We start from the raw sequence: 17,608 nt of genomic DNA, 5'->3' as shown, positions 1-17,608 counted from the left end.
CCCTTTTTGCACAGGATGTGCGCCAGACTTCCCAACTGTCCAGTGCAGACCTTTCACCGGTTCCTTTCGCCGCAGGCTACCTTATCCGGTGGCGGGGTTGTGCCTTGCGTTTTGAAAGGTCATTGTGCCCTGACAGTTCGTGGCCGAAAATCAGGGTGTAAATACATGACGTTGCTGCATCAGATCGTTTGGGGCAGTACCTTTCTGGGTATTTGCATCCTGATCGAGATTCTCTTTCTGACCTGGTGCACGATGTCCATAATCAAGATGGACAAAAAATGGGTCACACGCGGGGTGTTTGTGGCAACCGCGGGGCCGATTGCCGTTGCCTTGGGCTTCATTATCGCAACGCACACCATTCAGGTCTGGATCTGGGCTATCGTCTGGGTGTTGCTAAATGTTCTGCCGGACTGGAACTCGGCCATCTATTTCTCATTGGTGACGTTTACGACGCTCGGATACGGCGACATCGTTTTGGGTGAAGGGCTGCGCATTTTCGGCTCGTTTGCTTCGGTCACCGGGCTGTTGGCGTTTGGATTGTCGACCGCGTATCTGGTCGCATTGATGACCCGCGTTTTTCAGGAGAAGTTCTTTTCCTAAAGGATCGGTGCAAACAACCGTGCCAGCGGCGCACCAAAGCGGATGTGGGCCGGTTGTTGACGCAACCTACGGGTCAATTCGAAACTGGTTTCGAAATCTTCTTGTAGCATCTGGTCGACGGCCTGTGCAGCCCGGGCATCAAAGAACAGCGCCATTGCTTCGAAGTTGAGGCGGAAGGATCGGTTGTCGAGGTTTGTTGTTCCAACAGCGGCCAGCGTATCGTCGACAACGAACGCCTTTTGATGCATGAACCCGCCGGTATAGCGGAATACGCGCACGCCACAGTCGCGGATTTCATCGAAATAGGCAAACGCGGCCAGCCATGGCAGGCGATGGTCGATCATGTCAGGAACAAGGATGCGCACATCCACACCGCGCATCGCGGCATGTTGCAGCGCTGTCATGACATCGATGTCGGGTACGAAGTAAGGCGACGCAATCCACAACCGTTCTTTTGCCTCGGCGATTGCTGCAAAAAACATCATGGCGCCAGTTTCGGTTTCGTCTCCGGGTCCGGTCGCGACCAGCAGGGCATTCATGTTCTGTTCGGATTCACTGCCCGCCCAGTCAAGTTCATCAATCAGGTCTTCGTTATGCGCCCAATGCCAATCTTCAGTGAAGATAAGCTGCAATTGCCGGACGACATGACCGGACATCATTATGTGAGTGTCGCGCCAATGACCGAAATGCGGATGTTTGCCCAGATATTCCTCGCCAACATTGTGACCACCGATAAAGCCTGTCTCGCCATCGATAATGACAGTTTTACGATGGTTTCGGTAATTCAGCTGAAACCGGAAATTCGGGCCGCGTTGCTGACGCGGGTCGGCTACATCAATTCCGGCTTCACGCATGGTATCCAGATACGCGCGCGGCAATCCGTAACTGCCGACTGCATCGGTCATGAAACGGACGTGAACCCCACGTTTCGTCGCCTCGATCAGCTTGGATTGCAGTTTGCGGCCCAGTGCGTCGTCTCTGATGATGTAGAACTGAATGAGGATATAGTTCTTGGCCTTGTCGATGGCGTCGAAAATGGCGTCGAATGTGGCTTGCCCGTCAACCAGTAGCCGGGCACCGTTTCCGCTGGACACAGGAAGATGCGCCAGAAACTCGAACGGGCGCGGATTGATGGACATTGAGGAGGGATCGGGCCTTGAGTAATCGGCAAAGGTTTTGATCCCTTCAACAACCCGCTCACTTTTCTGGCGCGCGATGCGATATCCGTGAAAGCGATGGTGTCCCAGAAAAAGATACAACGGCACCGCTAGGAAAGGTGCTGAAACCAAAAAGACCACCCAACCAACGGCACCTTGCGGTGTCCGCGCGGTTTGTGCCGCTCGGATCGAAAACACAAATGCAGCCACGTACAACGTGAATACAAAGATAGATACCAGCGCTGTCCACATGGGGTCTTACGTCTTTCGGGCCGTTTAGTTTGCCCCAGTGTAGATGCGTGACCAGTCTTGCGCCATATCGACAATGATCCATCCCTTGTCAGAACCCTGATCCAGCCCACCCGCAAGCTTTCCGATCGGGCTTTCGCGGTCATAAGCCCATTCGCGTTCGGCGTCCGTGTGGTGGATCAGAATTCCCAAACGCGGACCATCACCCGACGTTGTCCAATCCAGCATAGCGAAATCTCCGTCCGAGTTGCCTGTGGCCAGAATAGGGCGTCTGCCAATCGTGCGTTCGATATTGATCGGCTTGCCTTCCTTGTCGTCGATGAAGGCTAGCCCCGGTGCCTTGATGATCGTCGGGTTGCCGTCGATCACCTTATAGGTGCTGTCTGCATAGCTCCCCAATATCTGTTCCGGCGGGATACCATATGCATCCTCGGCAAAGACGCGCATGAAATGTATGCCGCCGCCGGATACGATGTAGGTCTTGAAACCTTCGTCACGTAGATAACGCAGCAACTCGACCATCGGCTGATAGGTCATCTGGTCATAACGAAGGCCGGTGCCCGGGTGGCGTTCGGTTTCCAGCCACTGCGCAACAGCTGCCTGAAAGTCTTCGACGCTGGTGCCAGAATGCGATGCGTTGACAACTTCGATCAGCGCCTCATGCCCGCCTTCAAGAACGGTCGCTAGATCACCCTTTGCAGCAGCTTCCAGAGCAGGAGTTGTCAGGATCGACGGGTCCCGCTTGGCCAGATCGGCCAGACGATCCATGGCGAAAAGGAACTGGAAATACACCGGCTGTTCGGCCCAAAGCGTTCCGTCATTGTCGAATACGGCGATCCGGTTATCCGGCGTCACGTAACGCATTGAGGCAGGGTCGGTTACATCGTCAACAAACGAAACGATTTTCGCTTTGGATTCTAGATTGTTCCATGAGGGCAAGGGGTCAGCGATGGCGACCGTCGCTCCTAGCACACTGCACAATATCAAAAATAGACGCACGGATTATTCCTCAATTTTCAACCGCTAATGAGAAGGGCCGGGGCCCCGGTATCGGGACTCCGGCTTTGCTGTGTCTTGGATCAAACAGTCAGGTTCACGGTGCGCCCGGAGGTGACGTCAACTTCTCCATCACCTTGTCGAGGCTGAAGCTCGCCGCTTCCTGTCGGGGTGGGTATTCCTTGAAGGTTTCAAGGAACTGCGCGACATAGGCCTGCGCAGGTACCAGCATGTAGGCACGGTCGAGCATCCAGTCATAGTAGGTGTTCGATGTGCGGTAGCCACGCTCGTACGGGTCGCGTCGCAGGTTGGTGATCAATGGCACGCGCAGAGGGGTCAGTGGCTCCATCCAGGCGCGCAAAGTTGCCCATGCCTTCTGTTCCAGGAAGGTGATTTTCCAATCACCGAAGCGCAGTGCCGCAAGGTCACCATCGTCCGTGAAATAGAAGATTTCCCTGCGCGGACTCTTGTCTGTTTCGCCGGTCAGCAACGGCAAGATGTTGTAGCCATCCAGATGCACGCGATAGTCGCGCCCGCCGCCAACTTCGGCCACGGTGACACCTTCCAGAAGATCTTCTTTCACGGTTTCGTTGCCAGCTGCAGCCAGGAATGTCGGTAACCAATCCATATGATGCACGATCTCGTTCGACACAGCACCTTCGGTAATCTTGCCGGGCCACCGAACCATGGCAGGTACGCGCCATGCGCCCTCCCATTGGGTATTCTTTTCACCCCAGAACGGGGTCATCGCAGCATCTGGCCAGGTATTCATGTGCGGACCATTGTCGGTCGAGTAAAACACGATGGTCTTGTCGGCGATGCCCAGCTCATCCAGCGCAGTCAGGAAGTCGCCAATATGCATATCATGTTCGATCATGCCAGCCGTATACTCATCTACCTGCTTGCCGACGATTTCATTGGCCTTTGCCCATTTCTCTTCGGAAACATGCGTGCGGAAATGCATCCGGGTGCCTGACCACCAGACGAACCACGGCGTGCCGCTTTCCTCTTGTTTGCGGATGAATTCAATCGCAGCCGCCGCGGTTTCATCGTCGACCGTTTCCATACGCTTCTTGGTCAGCGGGCCGGTATCCTCGATCTCACCACCCGCTGTCGACTTGATTACACCGCGCGGGCCAAAAGCTTGTCGGAAGGTTCTGCCATCGGGCAGAACAGCATCATTGGGATAGTCGATGTTTTCCGGCTCTTCCTCGGCGTTGAGATGGTAGAGGTTGCCAAAAAATTCGTCAAAACCGTGGTTTGTCGGCAGATGTTCATCCCGGTCGCCCAGGTGGTTTTTTCCGAACTGACCCGTGGCGTAGCCTTCCGCTTTCAGAAGGCCCGCAATGGTCGGGTCTTCGATCTGCATGCCTTCCTCAGCGCCCGGCAGGCCAACTTTGGACAGGCCCGTGCGGAAAACGGATTGCCCCATGATGAAAGATGATCGCCCAGCCGTGCACGACTGTTCACCGTAGTAATCCGTGAACATCATACCTTCTTCGGCGATACGGTCGATATTGGGTGTCTGATACCCCATCAACCCCCGCGTGTAGGCCGAGATGTTGGACTGACCAACATCGTCGCCCCAGATCACAAGGATATTCGGTTTCTGGTTCTGCGCCCAGGCGGGTATGGCCAGTGTCAACGTGGCGGTTACCACGGCAAGTCGGCGCAAGTTACTGCGCCAGGTGCCGGATAGCGAACGTGGAGGTAACATGGTTTGCTCCTGATCTGAGAGGATCTTGGCGACCCCAAAGGAAATAAATCACCCGGCGTTCAAATGCATGAACAACGCGGCAGCAAAGTGTTGATTCCCATATTGAAAATCTTTGGTAGCAGGAATCGAACACCATTAGCATAGGTTACTTCTTGCGTCGGAAACTCATCATATGATTATATCGCAAAGTACAAATGTGAGACAAAATGAATAATCTGAAGCTATTACGAAACACCGGATGGTTCAGTGAACGCTCGTCAGAGTTTCAGGCCGATTTGGCAGCCCTTGGCATACCGAAATCGGTAGAGGCGGGAGAGACGCTGTATCACTATGGTGATCCGGCAAATGGTATCTACGCGATTCTCAGCGGTGGTGTGCAGATAACGGCCCCAGCGGATGATGGTCAGGAGTTTGTGCTTCACCGCGACGGCGCTGGGTTCTGGATCGGCGATCTGGCTTTGTTTGCAGGTGCGCTGCGTCTGGTCAGTGTTATCACGACGCAAGCCACTCAAGCCTTGTTTTTCCCAAATTTAAGCATCTCGCGGTTGATTCAGAACAATCCTGACTACATCCGGGATTTCTATGCGTTGACGTATGAGAATATGCGGACCGCTTTGCGCATCATGGCAAATCTGGCTGTGACGGGAACGGAAAAGCGGCTGGTCTTGAGGTTGCTTCACTTGGACGAAGGGACCTCGAAAACCGATGGATGGATTGATGTTTCCCAGGACGATCTGGCGGCGATGATTGCTGTATCGCAACCGACTTTGCACAGGAACCTTCACCGGCTTGTGGATTTGGGGTTAATCGAACTGGGGTATGGCCGGGTTCGACTGCTGGATCGGGGCGCATTGATAGCCAGTTGTCAGACCTGAGGTTTCGGGTCGTGACACCGGTATGCGGTCCAACATACGCGGACAGGCTGGCGGCTGTGTACGGCACCCGACGAACTTAAGCCTACGCCACGCCGCAGTTCAGTTATTAGCACGCGCCTGACCGTCCTCCTCGCCCAATTGGCCGTCCAGAGACATCAGGATCGCGACCGGGCGTAAAGCAGGGATGTGGCTGAACACGATCAGAGTACAGACCGTCAGTGGCACGCTCAGGAAAGCGCCGATCAGGCCCCAGACAGTTGTCCAGAATGTCAGCGCCAGAATGACAAGGAATGTCGACATGTTCAGCGAGCGGCCCAGCATGGCCGGATCAAGGAAGTTACCGATCAGGAATTGAAGGGTGCCGCACCCAAACAAGATGATCAGAAACGGAACGATCGTATCAAACTGAACAAGCGCGATCATGGCCGGAAAAAACACCGCTATGATCGACCCGATCGAAGGAATGAAGTTCAAAGCAAAGGTCAAAACGGCCCAGGTTTCCGCATATTCCAAACCAAGGGCCCTGAATACAAAATAACTGATGCCCGCTGTGATCAGGCTGATCAGGGTCTTTACCCCAACATATCGTTGCAGGCTGATCGATATGGCATCAAGCATGGTCGCAAAATCAGCGCCGGTTTGGGGGTCGCCAGCCGCAAGTTGAATTTTCTTGCGAAAGGCCAGACGCTCGGCCATCAGGAACGCGACATAGAGGCTGATCAGAAAGAACTGGTTCAGTAGGGACGTAGCGCTGCCCAGCAACAGGCGTGCGACATAGGTCATGTCGATGCTGACCAGATTGTCGCGGATGAAAGTGGTGACGTCGTTGCCGACAAGACCGGTTATGCGCTCAACCGCCCCGTCGAACTGGTTTTCGTACGTGCTGACGGACCGTGCAAACTGCGTTGCCTGACTGCCCAGCACGTACATGATCATGAACAAACCCGCCAGAACGATGGTCACTCCAGCGATATTTGCCAGCCAGACTGGAGCGTGGGTTAGCGCGACGACGCGGTCGCTCAGCGCAATGATCAGAACGTTGACCAGCAGTGCCATGGCAAGCGGGATCAGGAAGTTCGCCCCCGCATAAAGCCCCAGCACCATCAGCGCCGCGATAATGCAGGTGTCGCGGACAACAGACAGTTTTAGCCTGGGGCGAGCCGTGAAATCTTCCTGATCCGGGATCATTCAGTATCCTGTTTATCTGTTCTTAAGCAGGCTAGTGATCGTCCCGCTTTGCCCAATCCTGCACCTGCATTCCGGTTTTAGCAATGCAGTCAGCGGTTTGCAGACCGGCTTTTGTCACTTTGATACCGATGACGGGTTCTGTGTTTTATTTCGGCGGGTTAGGGTTGCAGGATGACAAAACCCACGATTCCCCCATTTGGCCGCCCGCTTCAGGCGTTATGGCTGGCACTTCGCCGGTTCGTCAGGAAAAACGGACCTGTCATGAGCAGCCATGTCGCCATGTCGCTGATGATGGCCCTGTTTCCCTTTGTGTTGTTCACCGTGGCGCTGGCAGGGGCATTGTCGCAGGACTATGTTACCGATGAGCTGATTGATCTGCTGTTCGGGGCATGGCCCAGGGATGTTGCCGACCCGATCGTGGCCGAGCTGCGTGCGGTTCTGGCCGGGGCGGGGTCGGGTGTGATTACGCTGGGTGGTCTGCTTGCAATCTACTTTGCGTCCAATGGGGTTGCCGCAGTACGCGCTGCCATGAATCAGGCCTATCACGATCAGGACAGTTGGCCTTTTTGGAAAACCCGGCTTTTGTGTCTGGTTCTGGTTATCCTTGGCGGTTCGGCAATCCTTGTTATTGCAACGGTCGAGGTGGTCTTGCCAGTCTACACGAAACTGGTGGCAGAGCATACCGAAGCTCCGGTAGCGGACTGGCTGTCCGTAGATCGCCTGCGGTGGACGTTTACCGTGGCCGTTCCGGCAGGCACTGTCCTGCTGGCACATCTAATTCTGCCAACCCGCAGGCACAGCCTGACCCAGATCCTGCCCGGCGTCATACTGACATTGGTTTTGTGGGCAGCTGGCGGATGGGCATTTTCAGTCTATATCAGTCAGTTCGCCACCTACAGTGCCACATATGCGGGTTTGGCCGGGGCAATGGCTGCGCTGATTTTCCTGTATCTGTGTTCTGCGATGCTGATCCTTGGTGCTGAATACAACGGCGCATTGATCGACCTTCGGAACGCCGCTGCAGGAGATATGGCATGAGATTTGCCATTCTGGCGGCTTGTTTGACCCTCGCAAGTGAAGGGCAGGCGCAGTCACTGGAATATGTGGGCTCAGATCGGTGTTCAGACTGCCATCAGCACGAGGCCGAGGCATGGGCTTCGTCTCATCATGCCTTGGCCTGGACAGAAGTTGGCGACGGCCATCTGGTCGCCGAATTCGATGGAACCCGGTTCGTGCAGAACGGGATGACGGTTGAATTTACTAAACAGGCAGACAGGTTCACAGCTCGTGTAACGGAAAAAGACGGAGCGACGACGGCATATGATGTGCATTCCGTCGTTGGAATCGCACCTCTACAACAATATCTGTTTGAAACCGAACCGGGGCGGTTGCAAAGCTTTGATGTGGTTTGGGATACCGAGCAGAAGCGCTGGTATCACTTATACCCCGATCAGGATCTGCCACCAGAAGACGGGCTGCACTGGACGGGCCCTTACAAGAACTGGAACGCGCGCTGCGCCGAATGTCACGCCACAGGGTTTGAAAAGAACTACGACGCGCAATCCAGAACATACTCTTCCCGACAGGCCGAGATTGGTGTTGGCTGCGAAGCCTGCCATGGACCGGGGTCAGCTCATATCGATTGGACCAAAGGGCAGAGCGTTACTGAGGGGCTGAGTGATACAGGCTTTTCGATGAGCTGGGGAAAAGGTCAGACCGAGGCCGAGATCCAGCAATGCGCCGGGTGTCATTCGCGGCGCGAGGCACATGGCAACGGAAACCCTTTGCCGGGAACCTCGTATCATGATGCCTATAACCTGGCTGTGTTGCGGCCCGGTTCGTATCATCCGGACGGGCAGATACTGGATGAGGTCTACGTTTACGGCTCATTCCTGCAATCCAAAATGTATGCCCGAGGGGTCGGGTGCATGAACTGCCACGAGCCACACAGTGCGCAGTTGAAGGCCGAAGGCAACGGTATTTGTACCCAATGTCATTCCACGGCCGGAAACCCTGATTTCCCGACGCTGGCGAAACAGGTATACGATACACCCAATCACCATCATCACGTTACGGATAGCGCGGGTGCCCAGTGCAAAAGCTGCCACATGATCGAACGTACATATATGGGCGTGGACGGTCGACGGGATCACAGCTTTCGCGTGCCGCGACCGGATTTGGGATTGGGGGCTGATGCCTGCACTGATTGCCACCAGAATAAGGATCAGGTCTGGGCTGCCAGCCGGATCAAAGGCTGGTTTCCTGACACAGCCAATCGGGCCCCGCATTATGGCACGGTGTTCAAAGCTGCTGCCGATGGCCATTTGAACACGCCAGAGGGTTTGATTGCTGTCGCAACGGACCCCTCGCAACCCGCTATCGTGCGGGCAACAGCAACGTATCTGCTGCAACCTTTTGGCTCGCTTGAGGTTGCCGCGTATACAGCGCCACTGTTGCAGGAAGACGATCCGCTGATACGCGCAAATGCAGCAGCCTTGCAGCGTCAGGCGAGCCCAACGGATCGTGCGCAAAGGTTAGAGCCCCTTTTGTCTGATCCTTTTCGCAACGTTCGCATAGCCGCCGCCAAGGAATTTCTGAGTATCCCTCTTCAAGCTCTGACATCTCAGCAACAGGATCTGGCCGGGGAGGGGATGGCCGAGTGGCAGGCGGCGATCTCGAACAGGCTGGATGCCCCGGAAACACATCTGGTTCTGGGGGGGATGGCCTTGACGCTGCGCAACGCCCCGGCTGCCGAACGGGCATTTCGCGAGGTTGTAGCGCTGGATCCTCAGCGCGCCGAAGCGTGGCCCATGGTGGTGCAGCTGGCACAGATCAATCGCGGCCCGGAAGCCGCACGTATCGCCCTGCGAGAAGCCTTGGGCAGATTGCCCGATGACCCGGCCTTGCTGCAATTGCTGCAACAACTGGGGCCCTGATCCGGCACAGGTTTGCCCGATTTGTTCCAACTTCACGGCAAAATTTCACGCTAACAGCATTTCAGATTTGCTGTTTTGAGGTGATGTATGTCCGCGGATTCAACAAGACAGAAAGCAACCGGGACGAACCCCGCTACGCTGGCGCAGCGCATTGAAGAGCTGCGCAATCGCGAGCCTGTATATGTTTCGCACGGGGATACACTGATGTTGCAGGGTATGGCCGCGACGTCGCTGCGCGAACAACGGCTGACCGGGAACCGTATCCGATTGGAAGATTAAGTTCAGCCGCGAAACCCGGTTGCCACAACAAATTTTTCTGAACTGTCCGAACGTGATGCGGGCGGTTTTACATGCGCCACTTTCTGAAATTTCTGCTTCAGAAGTTTTTGCAAATCGCCCTCGGCACCGCCGGCAAGAACCTTGGCTACGAATGTGCCACCTTCTTCCAGCACGTCAAACGCGAAATGGGCCGCAGTTTCACACAGTGCGATGATCCGAAGATGGTCGGTCTGCTTGTGACCCGAGGACGCCGCTGCCATGTCTGACATCACCACATCCGCTTTGCCACCCAGCCAGTCCTTGACCTTCTGGTCGGCGTCATCCTCCATGAAGTCCAGCACATGAGTATCGGCACCCGCAACCGGTTCGACTTCCTGCAAGTCGATGCCCAGCACAGTTCCGATCCGTTTCCCTGACTTTTCGCCAAGCGCGTTTACGCGTTTGACTGCAACCTGGCACCAGCCACCGGGCGCGCACCCCAGATCAACAACCCGTGCTCCGGGTACGAGAAAGCGGAACTTGTCGTCTAGCTCCTTGATCTTATACGCGGCCCGCCCCCGGTATCCTTCGGTCTGGGCGCGCTTCACATAGGGATCGTTCAGCTGTCGTTCGAGCCAGCGGGTCGAACTCAGCTTGCGACCACGTGCGGTTTTTACCTTTACCTTCAGGTCACGCTGACCGCGACCCGAGTTGTTTTTGCCAGTTGGTGTCTTCGCCATCAGAACGGTCCGTCTTCCAGTACCCCGTCCGCGCTCATCTGTGCATAAAGCAGGCCCTCGCGTAGCCCCCGATCTGCCACGGAAAGGCGATCAGTGGGCCAGCAGCGCAACAATGCCTGCAAAATGGCTGAGCCGGACATGATCAGGGCCTGCCGGTCTTCACCAATCCGAGGATCCCGGCGGCGCCCATGAGGGCCGAGTTCTAAATACCCGCGTATCACTTTGTCAATCTGATCACTGGTCATACGCAGCCCGTCAACCTTGGTCCGGTCATAGCGCTTCAGGCCAAGATGCGATGCAGCAACCGTTGTGACAGTTCCGCTGGTGCCGACGATCTGAAAACCTTCGCGGGTCTGTTCATCTTTGTAAGGTGCGAAATCGGCCAGGTTTTCTTCGAAAAACCAGCTCATCAATGCAAAGCGAGCGGCGTCGTTTTCGACGTCATTGAACTGATCCCGCAACGTGGCAACACCCAGCGGTACGCTGATCCAGTCTACAACTTTTGCAGCCGGAAAAGGGCTGTCGACCGTGTGAAATCCGTTGTGCAAACGCATGATCGCAGCCGGGCGGTCACGGCGAGGGACGGACGAAATGTCGATCCAGACCAGCTCGGTCGAACCGCCGCCAATATCGACAACCAACAGCTGTTCGGTCTTGGTGGACACCAGCGGGGCGCAGGAGATCACCGCCAAACGGGCTTCTTCTTCGGGTTGGATGATTTCAAGCGTCAGTCCGGTTTCGCGTTTGACCTGTCGGATGAATTCGCGGGAATTCTTGGCGCGGCGGCAGGCCTCGGTTGCGATCAGACGCATCCGTTTTACTTTGTTCCGCTTCAGCTTTTGTTGACAGATTCGCAGCGCCTGAACGGTGCGTGCCATCGACGCCCGCGACAGACGTCCGGTGCGTTCCAGACCCGCGCCCAGCTGCACGGACTTGGAGAAGCTGTCAACCACATGAAACCCGCTGCCCTTGGGCTGGGCTATCAACATGCGGCAACTATTTGTTCCCAAATCCAGAGCCGCATACAGGGCATCCGGATCGGGTCTTGCCGGCGCGGGGCTTTCGACCGCTTTCGGGAACGCGCCCGCACCTTTGGGACGCTTGGGCGCCATCGTAACGCCCTCCGATTTTCGAGTTGATTTGACCCTAGGCGGGGCGTCGTCGACGTGCAAGCGATTTCCATTTCAAATTTGGCTTGGATGTCACACGCCGTTCATACTGAGGTGCGATTTGATCTTTGATCCCGGTTGAGGGATTCTTGATCGCAATCAGCCGCAGACGGAGCCTGCCATGAAAGATAAACGTGTCCTGACCTTTGACGAATTCGATGAAATGGTGAACCCGCGCCCAGAGGAATGTGAGTTTGACCGCGTCGTTGAACGTGCCCTGTCACGTCGTGGATTTCTGGGCGGCGTATTGGCGGTGGGAAGTTTCACGGCTTTGGGCGGGTCGCTGCTTCCAACTGGTGCGCGCGCAGCCGCAGATCGATTTGCGTTTGAGGCGATTCCGGCGTCAACTGCCGATGACGTCATCGTGCCGCCGGGCTACAAGGCCGAGGTGATGGTGCGCTGGGGCGACCCGCTTTGGTCTGATGTGCCCGAATTTGATCCGGCCACCCGTGGAACCGCTGCCAGCCAAGAGCGCGCATTTGGTGATAACACCGACGGTCAGGATGTGTTTTTGCACGAGGGTCACGTTCTACTGGTCGTGAACAACGAATACACCAATCGCGATATCCTTTGGGGCAACAACCCGGACGCCAAAGCCGCCTCGGATGACGATGTCGCCAAAGGCATGATGGCGCATGGTGTGACGGTGGTCGAGATTGCGGTTACCGACGGCAAATGGGGCATCGTCAAGGATAGCTCGTATAACCGCCGCATCACGCCGCAGACAGACATGTCATTGACGGGGCCTGCCGCTGGCCATGATCTGCTGAAAACTGCCGCCGATCCGACAGGCACCATCTGTAAAGGCACCTGGAACAACTGTGGTAATGGCATGACCCCATGGGGGACGTATTTGGCCTGTGAAGAGAATTTCAATGGTTACTTCTCGACTGAGGACGAAAAACATGAGGTCAGCGCCGAACTTCAGCGCTACGGCGTTTCGTCCAAGGACTGGGGATACGGATGGGCCGGAATTGACGAGCGTTTCGACGTCTCGAAAAACCCTAACGAGCCGAACCGCGCAGGCTATGTTGTCGAAATCAATCCGACCGAGCCGACCTCGACCCCTCGTAAGCTGACCGCGCTCGGTCGGTTCAAGCACGAAAACGCCGAGGCCATTGTGAACAATGACGGTCGTGTCGTTGTCTACATGGGTGATGATGAACGGGGCGAGTTCCTGTACCGCTTTGTCTCGGAAGGTTTTTTTGCCGCTGGGGTGGACACGCATGCGCTGCTTGAGAACGGTACGTTGTCGGTTGCAAAGTTCAACGACGACGGGACTGGTGAGTGGCTGGACCTGACCCCCGAAACAACTGGTATGACGTCGCAGGCCGAAATCTGCATCCATACGCGGCAAGCAGCATCGGCTGTTGGCGCGACCACCATGGACCGCCCGGAATGGGTTGCGGCCAACCCGAACGCGCCCGAGGTCTATTGCTGCCTGACCAACAACAAGAACCGCGGTGTGAAACCTAATGCCGGTGGCGACGACACTTCGGTCAACGGGCCGAATCCGCGCGAGGCGAACAAATACGGTCAGATCGTGCGCTGGCGCCCTGAAGGCGGAGACCATGGCGCATCGGGTTTCGAATGGGACCTGTATGTACTGGCCGGAAACCCGACCGTGCATCAGGATGCGTATGGCGGTTCGGACAATGTCAACGCCGACAACATGTTCAACTCGCCCGACGGTCTGAAGTTTGACAGCAACGGCCTGCTGTGGATCCAGACCGACGGCAAATACAGCAACGAGGGCGACTTCGAAGGGCAGGGGAACAACCAGATGCTGGCAGGCGACCCGGTTACCGGTGAAATCCGTCGTTTTCTGGTTGGCCCGAACGAGTGTGAGATCACTGGGCTCAGCTGGTCGCCGGATCGCCGCACCATGTTTGTTGGTATTCAACACCCCGGTGAAGACGGTAATAGCCACTGGCCCGACGGTGGTAACTCGGTTCCACGTTCAGCCATCATTGCGGTTACTCGTGAAGACGGTGGGTTGGTCGGTTAACCTTGGCAAGACGCGTTGAAACAAGCCTCGGGCGGGTCATGCCGTCCGGGGCTTTTTGTTCATTATGCAATGCTCTCATAGTGACAATGAGAATTTTGGTATGCGTTTTTGCCGCGAGACGGGTTAAAACCCCGCCACGCCACCGTGGGCGAAAACGTCGCTTGAAAAGCGCCGGGTGTCGAAAACCGACCGACCAATCCCCACATTGAAGTTTAGAACCGGCCCATCGGGTTAGGAGGAATCACAGTAATGCCTGACGTCACCATCGTGTACTGGCGCGACATTCCCGCTCAGGTCATCGTCGGCAAAGGCCGTCGCGGCGCGAAGCGGCAACTGGAAGAACGGTTCGAGCAAGCCATCGACCGCGCCGCCATGAAGGTAAACGCCAAGGACAGTGATGCCTATCTGGCCGAATGGCGCAAGGCCGAGCCTTTTGCAGTTGATGGCGACCCGGCAGAAGTAGCCGAGGCCGAGGCCCTGCGTCTGGAAAAGGAATACGATCAGGACCGCATCAAAGCGCTGATCGCAAATGACGGTTGGGCATAAGCCCGTATCTTAATGGGAGGCCTCAATGGCTTTGCTGAACTTCAAGAAACGTGATGTGGTCGAAAACAGCCCTGTGAACCCGAACGTCGAAGCCTTCCTGCAAGGCTATTCGATCGAGGTCATGCCGCGGACCGCCGAAAAGGTCGAGGATTTCCGCGCGCTGCTGCCCGAAGGCACACGCGTCTACATTGCTCATATCGAAGGCACCCCGATTGAAGATATGGTCAAGACAGCCAAGCGGATTGCAGCCGAAGGCTATCCTGTCATGCCCCACTTCCCGGCGCGGATCATCAAGGATGCGGCGACCTTGGAAAACTGGATCTCGATGTACCAGGGTGAGGCGGGCGTCGAGCAGGCGCTGTTGCTGGCCGGTGGCGTGACAAAGCCGCATGGCGATTTCGACAGTTCCATGCAGCTGATGGAAACCGGTCTGTTCGACAAGGCAGGGTTCAAGCGACTTCATGTTGCCGGTCACCCCGAGGGTAACAAGGACATCGATCCCGATGGGTCCACCAAGAACGTCGATGACGCCCTGCGCTGGAAACAGAAATTCAACGAAACCACGGATGCCGAGATGGCCCTGGCAACTCAGTTTGCCTTCGATGCCAAGCCGATCATCGCCTGGGCGGATGGTCTGAAAGAGGCAGGTATCGACCTGCCCATCCACATTGGTATCGCCGGTCCGGCCAAACTGCAGACCCTGATCAAGTTCGCAATTGCTTGCGGCGTCGGCCCGTCGCTGAAAGTTCTGCAAAAGCGCGCCATGGATGTGTCGAAGCTTCTGTTGCCCTATGAACCGAACGATGTTGTGACTGAATTGGCCAACCACAAAGCGGCCAACCCGGATTTCAACATCACCAACGTGCACTTCTTCCCGCTGGGCGGGATCAAAACCAACGCCAACTGGGCGATCAATAATGGCGGTGCCTCGGCGCAGCCTGCAAACTCCTAAGGAACGGACATGACCCGTACAGTCTTAGAATCAAAAACAAAAACTGCCGTTCTGGGCTTTGATGAACCGTTCTGCGTGATCGGAGAGCGGATCAACCCGACCGGTCGGAAAAAGCTGGCGGCCGAACTGGAGGCAGGCGATTTCTCGACCGTCGAGAAGGATGCGCTGGCGCAGGTGATGGCGGGCGCGACCGTTCTGGATATCAACGCGGGCGTCGTCTACAACTCGAACCCCAACCCGAACGAGACCGAACCGCCACTGATGCGCAAGATCGTTGAGCTGGTACAGGGTCTGGTCGAAGTTCCGCTGTGTATCGACTCGTCGGTACCCGGTGCTCTGGAGGCGGGTCTTGAGGCGGCGGAAGGTCGCCCGCTGCTGAACTCGGTCACCGGTGAGGAAGAGCGCCTGGAACTGGTTCTGCCGCTGGTCAAAAAATACAATGTTCCTGTTGTGGCAATCTCGAACGACGACACAGGTATTTCGGAAGACCCCGATGTCCGTTTCGAAGTGGCCAAAAAGATCGTTCAGCGTGCTGCCGATTTTGGAATCCCCGCGCATGACATCGTTGTTGACCCGCTGGTCATGCCGATTGGCGCGATGGCAACAGCTGGTCAGCAGGTGTTTGCTCTGGTTCGCCGCCTGCGCGAGGAACTGGGTGTGAACACCACCTGTGGCGCATCCAACATCTCGTTCGGCTTGCCGAACCGCCACGGCATCAACAATGCCTTCCTGCCGATGGCAATGGGTGCCGGCATGACCTCGGCGATTATGAACCCGGTGGCTCTGCCAGTGACGCAGGCAAAAATTACCGAGAAAAAAGAAGCCCTTGCCGCAGCTGGCATCATTCTGCCAGAAGGTATGGATGACGAGGCGTTTGTTCAGATGTTCGGCCTGGGCTCCACCAAGCCGCGCGCCGGTAAGGAGATGGAGGCCATCCGCGCCGCCAACCTGCTGACCAACAACGACCCGCATGGTGGGGAGTGGATCAGGTTCAACAAATCACCTGACGAGGCCGGTGGCGCAGCCGGTGGTCGTCGCGGCGGTGGCCGTCGTCGCCGCGCCTGATTGCATCAACAAAGACAGCTAAGGCCGGGCACTGTGCCCGGCCTTTTCGTTTGACCCTGATCAATGTCGATTTTGCGCAAGGGTTCAGGATATCCTGAACCGGGACGCAACGATCAGGTGGCACGATGAGCAAACATCACCCCCCGAAACTCTCAGAAGCGGATCTGACCAAGCGGTTGGGCAAAAAGGAGTATTTCGAGCAACTGATTGATCTTCAGGCCAAACTGGCCAGGATTCAGCAAGCGTATCTGTTTCACGGGCTCAAGGGTGTGCTGGTGTTCGAGGGATGGGATGCGGCAGGCAAGGGGGGAACCATTCGCAGGATCAGCCAGGCTCTGGACCCGCGCAGCTTTAAGGTCTGGCCAATTGGGGCACCCAGGAACTACTACCTCAACCGGCATTACCTGCTGCGGTTTTGGGAACGTTTGCCACCGTCCGGAGCGATATCCGCATTTGACCGCAGCTGGTACGGGCGCGTGTTGGTTGAGCGGATCGAGAACCTGACCCCGGAAACGCGCTGGCGCGCTGCCTATCAGGAAATCAATGATTTCGAACGCATGCTGGTCGACGATGGTGCCCGGATCGTCAAGCTGTTCTTCCACATCTCTGAAGATGAACAGATGCAGCGGTTTACAGAACGGCTAAGAAACCCGTTGAAGCGCTGGAAGTTGACGTACGAGGATTTCCGGAATCGCGAGAAATGGGATGTTACCGAGGTCGCCGTGGATGAAATGTTGGCCCGGACGTCAACCGATCTGGCGCCGTGGCACGTAATACCGGCCAATAACAAAAGATATGCGCGCATCAGCGCCATGAAGGCCATTGTCAAAGCGTTTTCAGCAGGGGTCGATCTGAACCCGCAACATCTGGACAGCCGTACGCTTGAGGCGGCCATCCAGGCTTTGGATGTTGAAGACTCGCTGATCGACAGTCTTCGTGCGCGGACTGAGTGACATTTTCCGGGCGAGCTGAAACGATCTGGCTTGCGCGTCAGGGAACTCTGGTTATATCTCAGAGGTGCGGCGGGTATGATGTAATGGTAGCCTGTCAGCTTCCCAAGCTGAACGCGCGGGTTCGATTCCCGCTACCCGCTCCAGAACTCTCAGGTAAGACGGCGATTTCCGGTGAAGGCCTGCTCTGGCAGGCATGGGG

General features: G+C 56.4%; 16 protein-coding genes and 1 tRNA gene. 11 read left to right on the top strand and 6 right to left on the bottom strand.

From position 1 onward, the window contains the following. Positions 1-165: 165 nt before the first annotated feature. On the top strand, positions 166-600 hold the full coding sequence (locus AC2FNC_RS00580) for an ion channel (protein WP_480472907.1): 435 nt from the start codon (positions 166-168) through the stop codon (positions 598-600). Here AC2FNC_RS00580 and cls read toward each other — a convergent pair. The 3 genes from cls to AC2FNC_RS00565 all read right to left on the bottom strand — a co-directional run bounded on the left by cls (position 597) and on the right by AC2FNC_RS00565 (position 4,719). Beyond that, positions 597-2,009, bottom strand: coding sequence for a cardiolipin synthase (gene cls / locus AC2FNC_RS00575; RefSeq protein ID WP_480472905.1), 1,413 nt, complete (start codon positions 2,007-2,009; stop codon positions 597-599). The genes AC2FNC_RS00580 and cls overlap by 4 nt on opposite strands. A 24-nt stretch (positions 2,010-2,033) precedes the next feature. Continuing rightward, complete coding sequence (locus AC2FNC_RS00570) at positions 2,034-3,005, bottom strand: HAD family hydrolase (protein ID WP_496714295.1); 972 nt, start codon at positions 3,003-3,005, stop codon at positions 2,034-2,036. A gap of 94 nt (positions 3,006-3,099) precedes the next feature. Then, positions 3,100-4,719 carry an arylsulfatase gene (locus tag AC2FNC_RS00565; protein WP_480480823.1) on the bottom strand — a complete coding sequence of 540 codons (1,620 nt, stop codon included), beginning with the start codon at positions 4,717-4,719 and terminating at the stop codon, positions 3,100-3,102. Positions 4,720-4,925: 206 nt separating this feature from the next. Here AC2FNC_RS00565 and AC2FNC_RS00560 point away from each other — a divergent pair, with 206 nt between their 5' ends. Further along, positions 4,926-5,594: a Crp/Fnr family transcriptional regulator gene (locus tag AC2FNC_RS00560; protein WP_480553569.1), complete on the top strand. Its 669-nt coding sequence runs from the start codon at positions 4,926-4,928 to the stop codon at positions 5,592-5,594. A 99-nt stretch (positions 5,595-5,693) separates the two neighbouring features. Here the strand turns inward: AC2FNC_RS00560 and AC2FNC_RS00555 are convergent, their stop codons facing one another. Next, positions 5,694-6,782: an AI-2E family transporter gene (locus tag AC2FNC_RS00555; RefSeq protein ID WP_496714292.1), complete on the bottom strand. Its 1,089-nt coding sequence runs from the start codon at positions 6,780-6,782 to the stop codon at positions 5,694-5,696. Between the two features lie 171 nt (positions 6,783-6,953). Here AC2FNC_RS00555 and AC2FNC_RS00550 point away from each other — a divergent pair, with 171 nt between their 5' ends. The 3 genes from AC2FNC_RS00550 (at position 6,954) to AC2FNC_RS00540 (ending at position 9,997) form a co-directional block, all read left to right on the top strand. Beyond that, a complete protein-coding gene (locus AC2FNC_RS00550) occupies positions 6,954-7,820 on the top strand; it encodes a YihY/virulence factor BrkB family protein (RefSeq protein WP_496714290.1) in 867 nt (288 codons plus the stop codon). Next, the gene (locus AC2FNC_RS00545) at positions 7,817-9,718 is read left to right on the top strand and encodes a cytochrome c3 family protein (protein ID WP_496714288.1); all 1,902 of its coding nucleotides are present in this window, start codon (positions 7,817-7,819) and stop codon (positions 9,716-9,718) included. Before AC2FNC_RS00550 ends, AC2FNC_RS00545 begins: the two co-directional genes overlap by 4 nt. Before the next feature lie 87 nt (positions 9,719-9,805). Then, entirely contained in the window at positions 9,806-9,997 is a 192-nt protein-coding gene (locus tag AC2FNC_RS00540; protein ID WP_480472891.1) for a hypothetical protein, read from the top strand. A 2-nt stretch (positions 9,998-9,999) separates the two neighbouring features. Here the strand turns inward: AC2FNC_RS00540 and AC2FNC_RS00535 are convergent, their stop codons facing one another. Both AC2FNC_RS00535 and AC2FNC_RS00530 read right to left on the bottom strand, forming a co-directional pair. After that, positions 10,000-10,716: an RlmE family RNA methyltransferase gene (locus tag AC2FNC_RS00535; RefSeq protein ID WP_496714286.1), complete on the bottom strand. Its 717-nt coding sequence runs from the start codon at positions 10,714-10,716 to the stop codon at positions 10,000-10,002. Continuing rightward, the gene (locus tag AC2FNC_RS00530; RefSeq protein WP_209503859.1) at positions 10,716-11,828 is read right to left on the bottom strand and encodes a Ppx/GppA phosphatase family protein; all 1,113 of its coding nucleotides are present in this window, start codon (positions 11,826-11,828) and stop codon (positions 10,716-10,718) included. The genes AC2FNC_RS00535 and AC2FNC_RS00530 overlap by 1 nt, the downstream gene beginning before the upstream one ends. 178 nt (positions 11,829-12,006) lie before the next feature. On the opposite strand from AC2FNC_RS00530, the gene AC2FNC_RS00525 reads away from it, so the two are divergent. The 6 genes from AC2FNC_RS00525 (at position 12,007) to AC2FNC_RS00500 (ending at position 17,552) form a co-directional block, all read left to right on the top strand. Further along, on the top strand, positions 12,007-13,893 hold the full coding sequence (locus tag AC2FNC_RS00525; RefSeq protein ID WP_496714283.1) for a PhoX family protein: 1,887 nt from the start codon (positions 12,007-12,009) through the stop codon (positions 13,891-13,893). Between the two features lie 249 nt (positions 13,894-14,142). Continuing rightward, positions 14,143-14,439, top strand: coding sequence for a virulence factor (locus tag AC2FNC_RS00520; protein WP_209503861.1), 297 nt, complete (start codon positions 14,143-14,145; stop codon positions 14,437-14,439). Positions 14,440-14,464: 25 nt separating this feature from the next. Next, positions 14,465-15,391: a methylenetetrahydrofolate reductase gene (locus tag AC2FNC_RS00515; RefSeq protein WP_496714282.1), complete on the top strand. Its 927-nt coding sequence runs from the start codon at positions 14,465-14,467 to the stop codon at positions 15,389-15,391. A gap of 9 nt (positions 15,392-15,400) precedes the next feature. Then, on the top strand, positions 15,401-16,456 hold the full coding sequence (locus tag AC2FNC_RS00510; RefSeq protein ID WP_480553557.1) for a methyltetrahydrofolate cobalamin methyltransferase: 1,056 nt from the start codon (positions 15,401-15,403) through the stop codon (positions 16,454-16,456). Positions 16,457-16,581: 125 nt separating this feature from the next. Then, positions 16,582-17,409, top strand: coding sequence for a polyphosphate kinase 2 family protein (locus AC2FNC_RS00505; protein WP_480472879.1), 828 nt, complete (start codon positions 16,582-16,584; stop codon positions 17,407-17,409). Positions 17,410-17,478: 69 nt separating this feature from the next. Further along, positions 17,479-17,552, top strand: a tRNA-Gly gene (locus tag AC2FNC_RS00500). Positions 17,553-17,608 lie beyond the last annotated feature (56 nt).

The organism is Ruegeria sp. BHSA123 (assembly GCF_059613425.1).
Note: the sequence above shows the minus strand (reverse complement) of the source record. Positions and strands in the feature narration are given on the sequence as shown.

Bases quoted from the DNA above. Each gene is read 5' to 3' on its own strand.
- AC2FNC_RS00540 (WP_480472891.1), top strand. From the start codon at position 9,806: ATGTCCGCGGATTCAACAAGACAGAAAGCAACCGGGACGAACCCCGCT.
- AC2FNC_RS00580 (WP_480472907.1), top strand. From the start codon at position 166: ATGACGTTGCTGCATCAGATCGTTTGGGGCAGTACCTTTCTGGGTATT.
- AC2FNC_RS00535 (WP_496714286.1), bottom strand. From the start codon at position 10,716: ATGGCGAAGACACCAACTGGCAAAAACAACTCGGGTCGCGGTCAGCGT.
- AC2FNC_RS00545 (WP_496714288.1), top strand. From the start codon at position 7,817: ATGAGATTTGCCATTCTGGCGGCTTGTTTGACCCTCGCAAGTGAAGGG.
- AC2FNC_RS00530 (WP_209503859.1), bottom strand. From the start codon at position 11,828: ATGGCGCCCAAGCGTCCCAAAGGTGCGGGCGCGTTCCCGAAAGCGGTC.
- cls (WP_480472905.1), bottom strand. From the start codon at position 2,009: ATGTGGACAGCGCTGGTATCTATCTTTGTATTCACGTTGTACGTGGCT.
- AC2FNC_RS00510 (WP_480553557.1), top strand. From the start codon at position 15,401: ATGACCCGTACAGTCTTAGAATCAAAAACAAAAACTGCCGTTCTGGGC.
- AC2FNC_RS00525 (WP_496714283.1), top strand. From the start codon at position 12,007: ATGAAAGATAAACGTGTCCTGACCTTTGACGAATTCGATGAAATGGTG.
- AC2FNC_RS00550 (WP_496714290.1), top strand. From the start codon at position 6,954: ATGACAAAACCCACGATTCCCCCATTTGGCCGCCCGCTTCAGGCGTTA.
- AC2FNC_RS00520 (WP_209503861.1), top strand. From the start codon at position 14,143: ATGCCTGACGTCACCATCGTGTACTGGCGCGACATTCCCGCTCAGGTC.
- AC2FNC_RS00560 (WP_480553569.1), top strand. From the start codon at position 4,926: ATGAATAATCTGAAGCTATTACGAAACACCGGATGGTTCAGTGAACGC.
- AC2FNC_RS00505 (WP_480472879.1), top strand. From the start codon at position 16,582: ATGAGCAAACATCACCCCCCGAAACTCTCAGAAGCGGATCTGACCAAG.
- AC2FNC_RS00565 (WP_480480823.1), bottom strand. From the start codon at position 4,719: ATGTTACCTCCACGTTCGCTATCCGGCACCTGGCGCAGTAACTTGCGC.
- AC2FNC_RS00515 (WP_496714282.1), top strand. From the start codon at position 14,465: ATGGCTTTGCTGAACTTCAAGAAACGTGATGTGGTCGAAAACAGCCCT.
- AC2FNC_RS00555 (WP_496714292.1), bottom strand. From the start codon at position 6,782: ATGATCCCGGATCAGGAAGATTTCACGGCTCGCCCCAGGCTAAAACTG.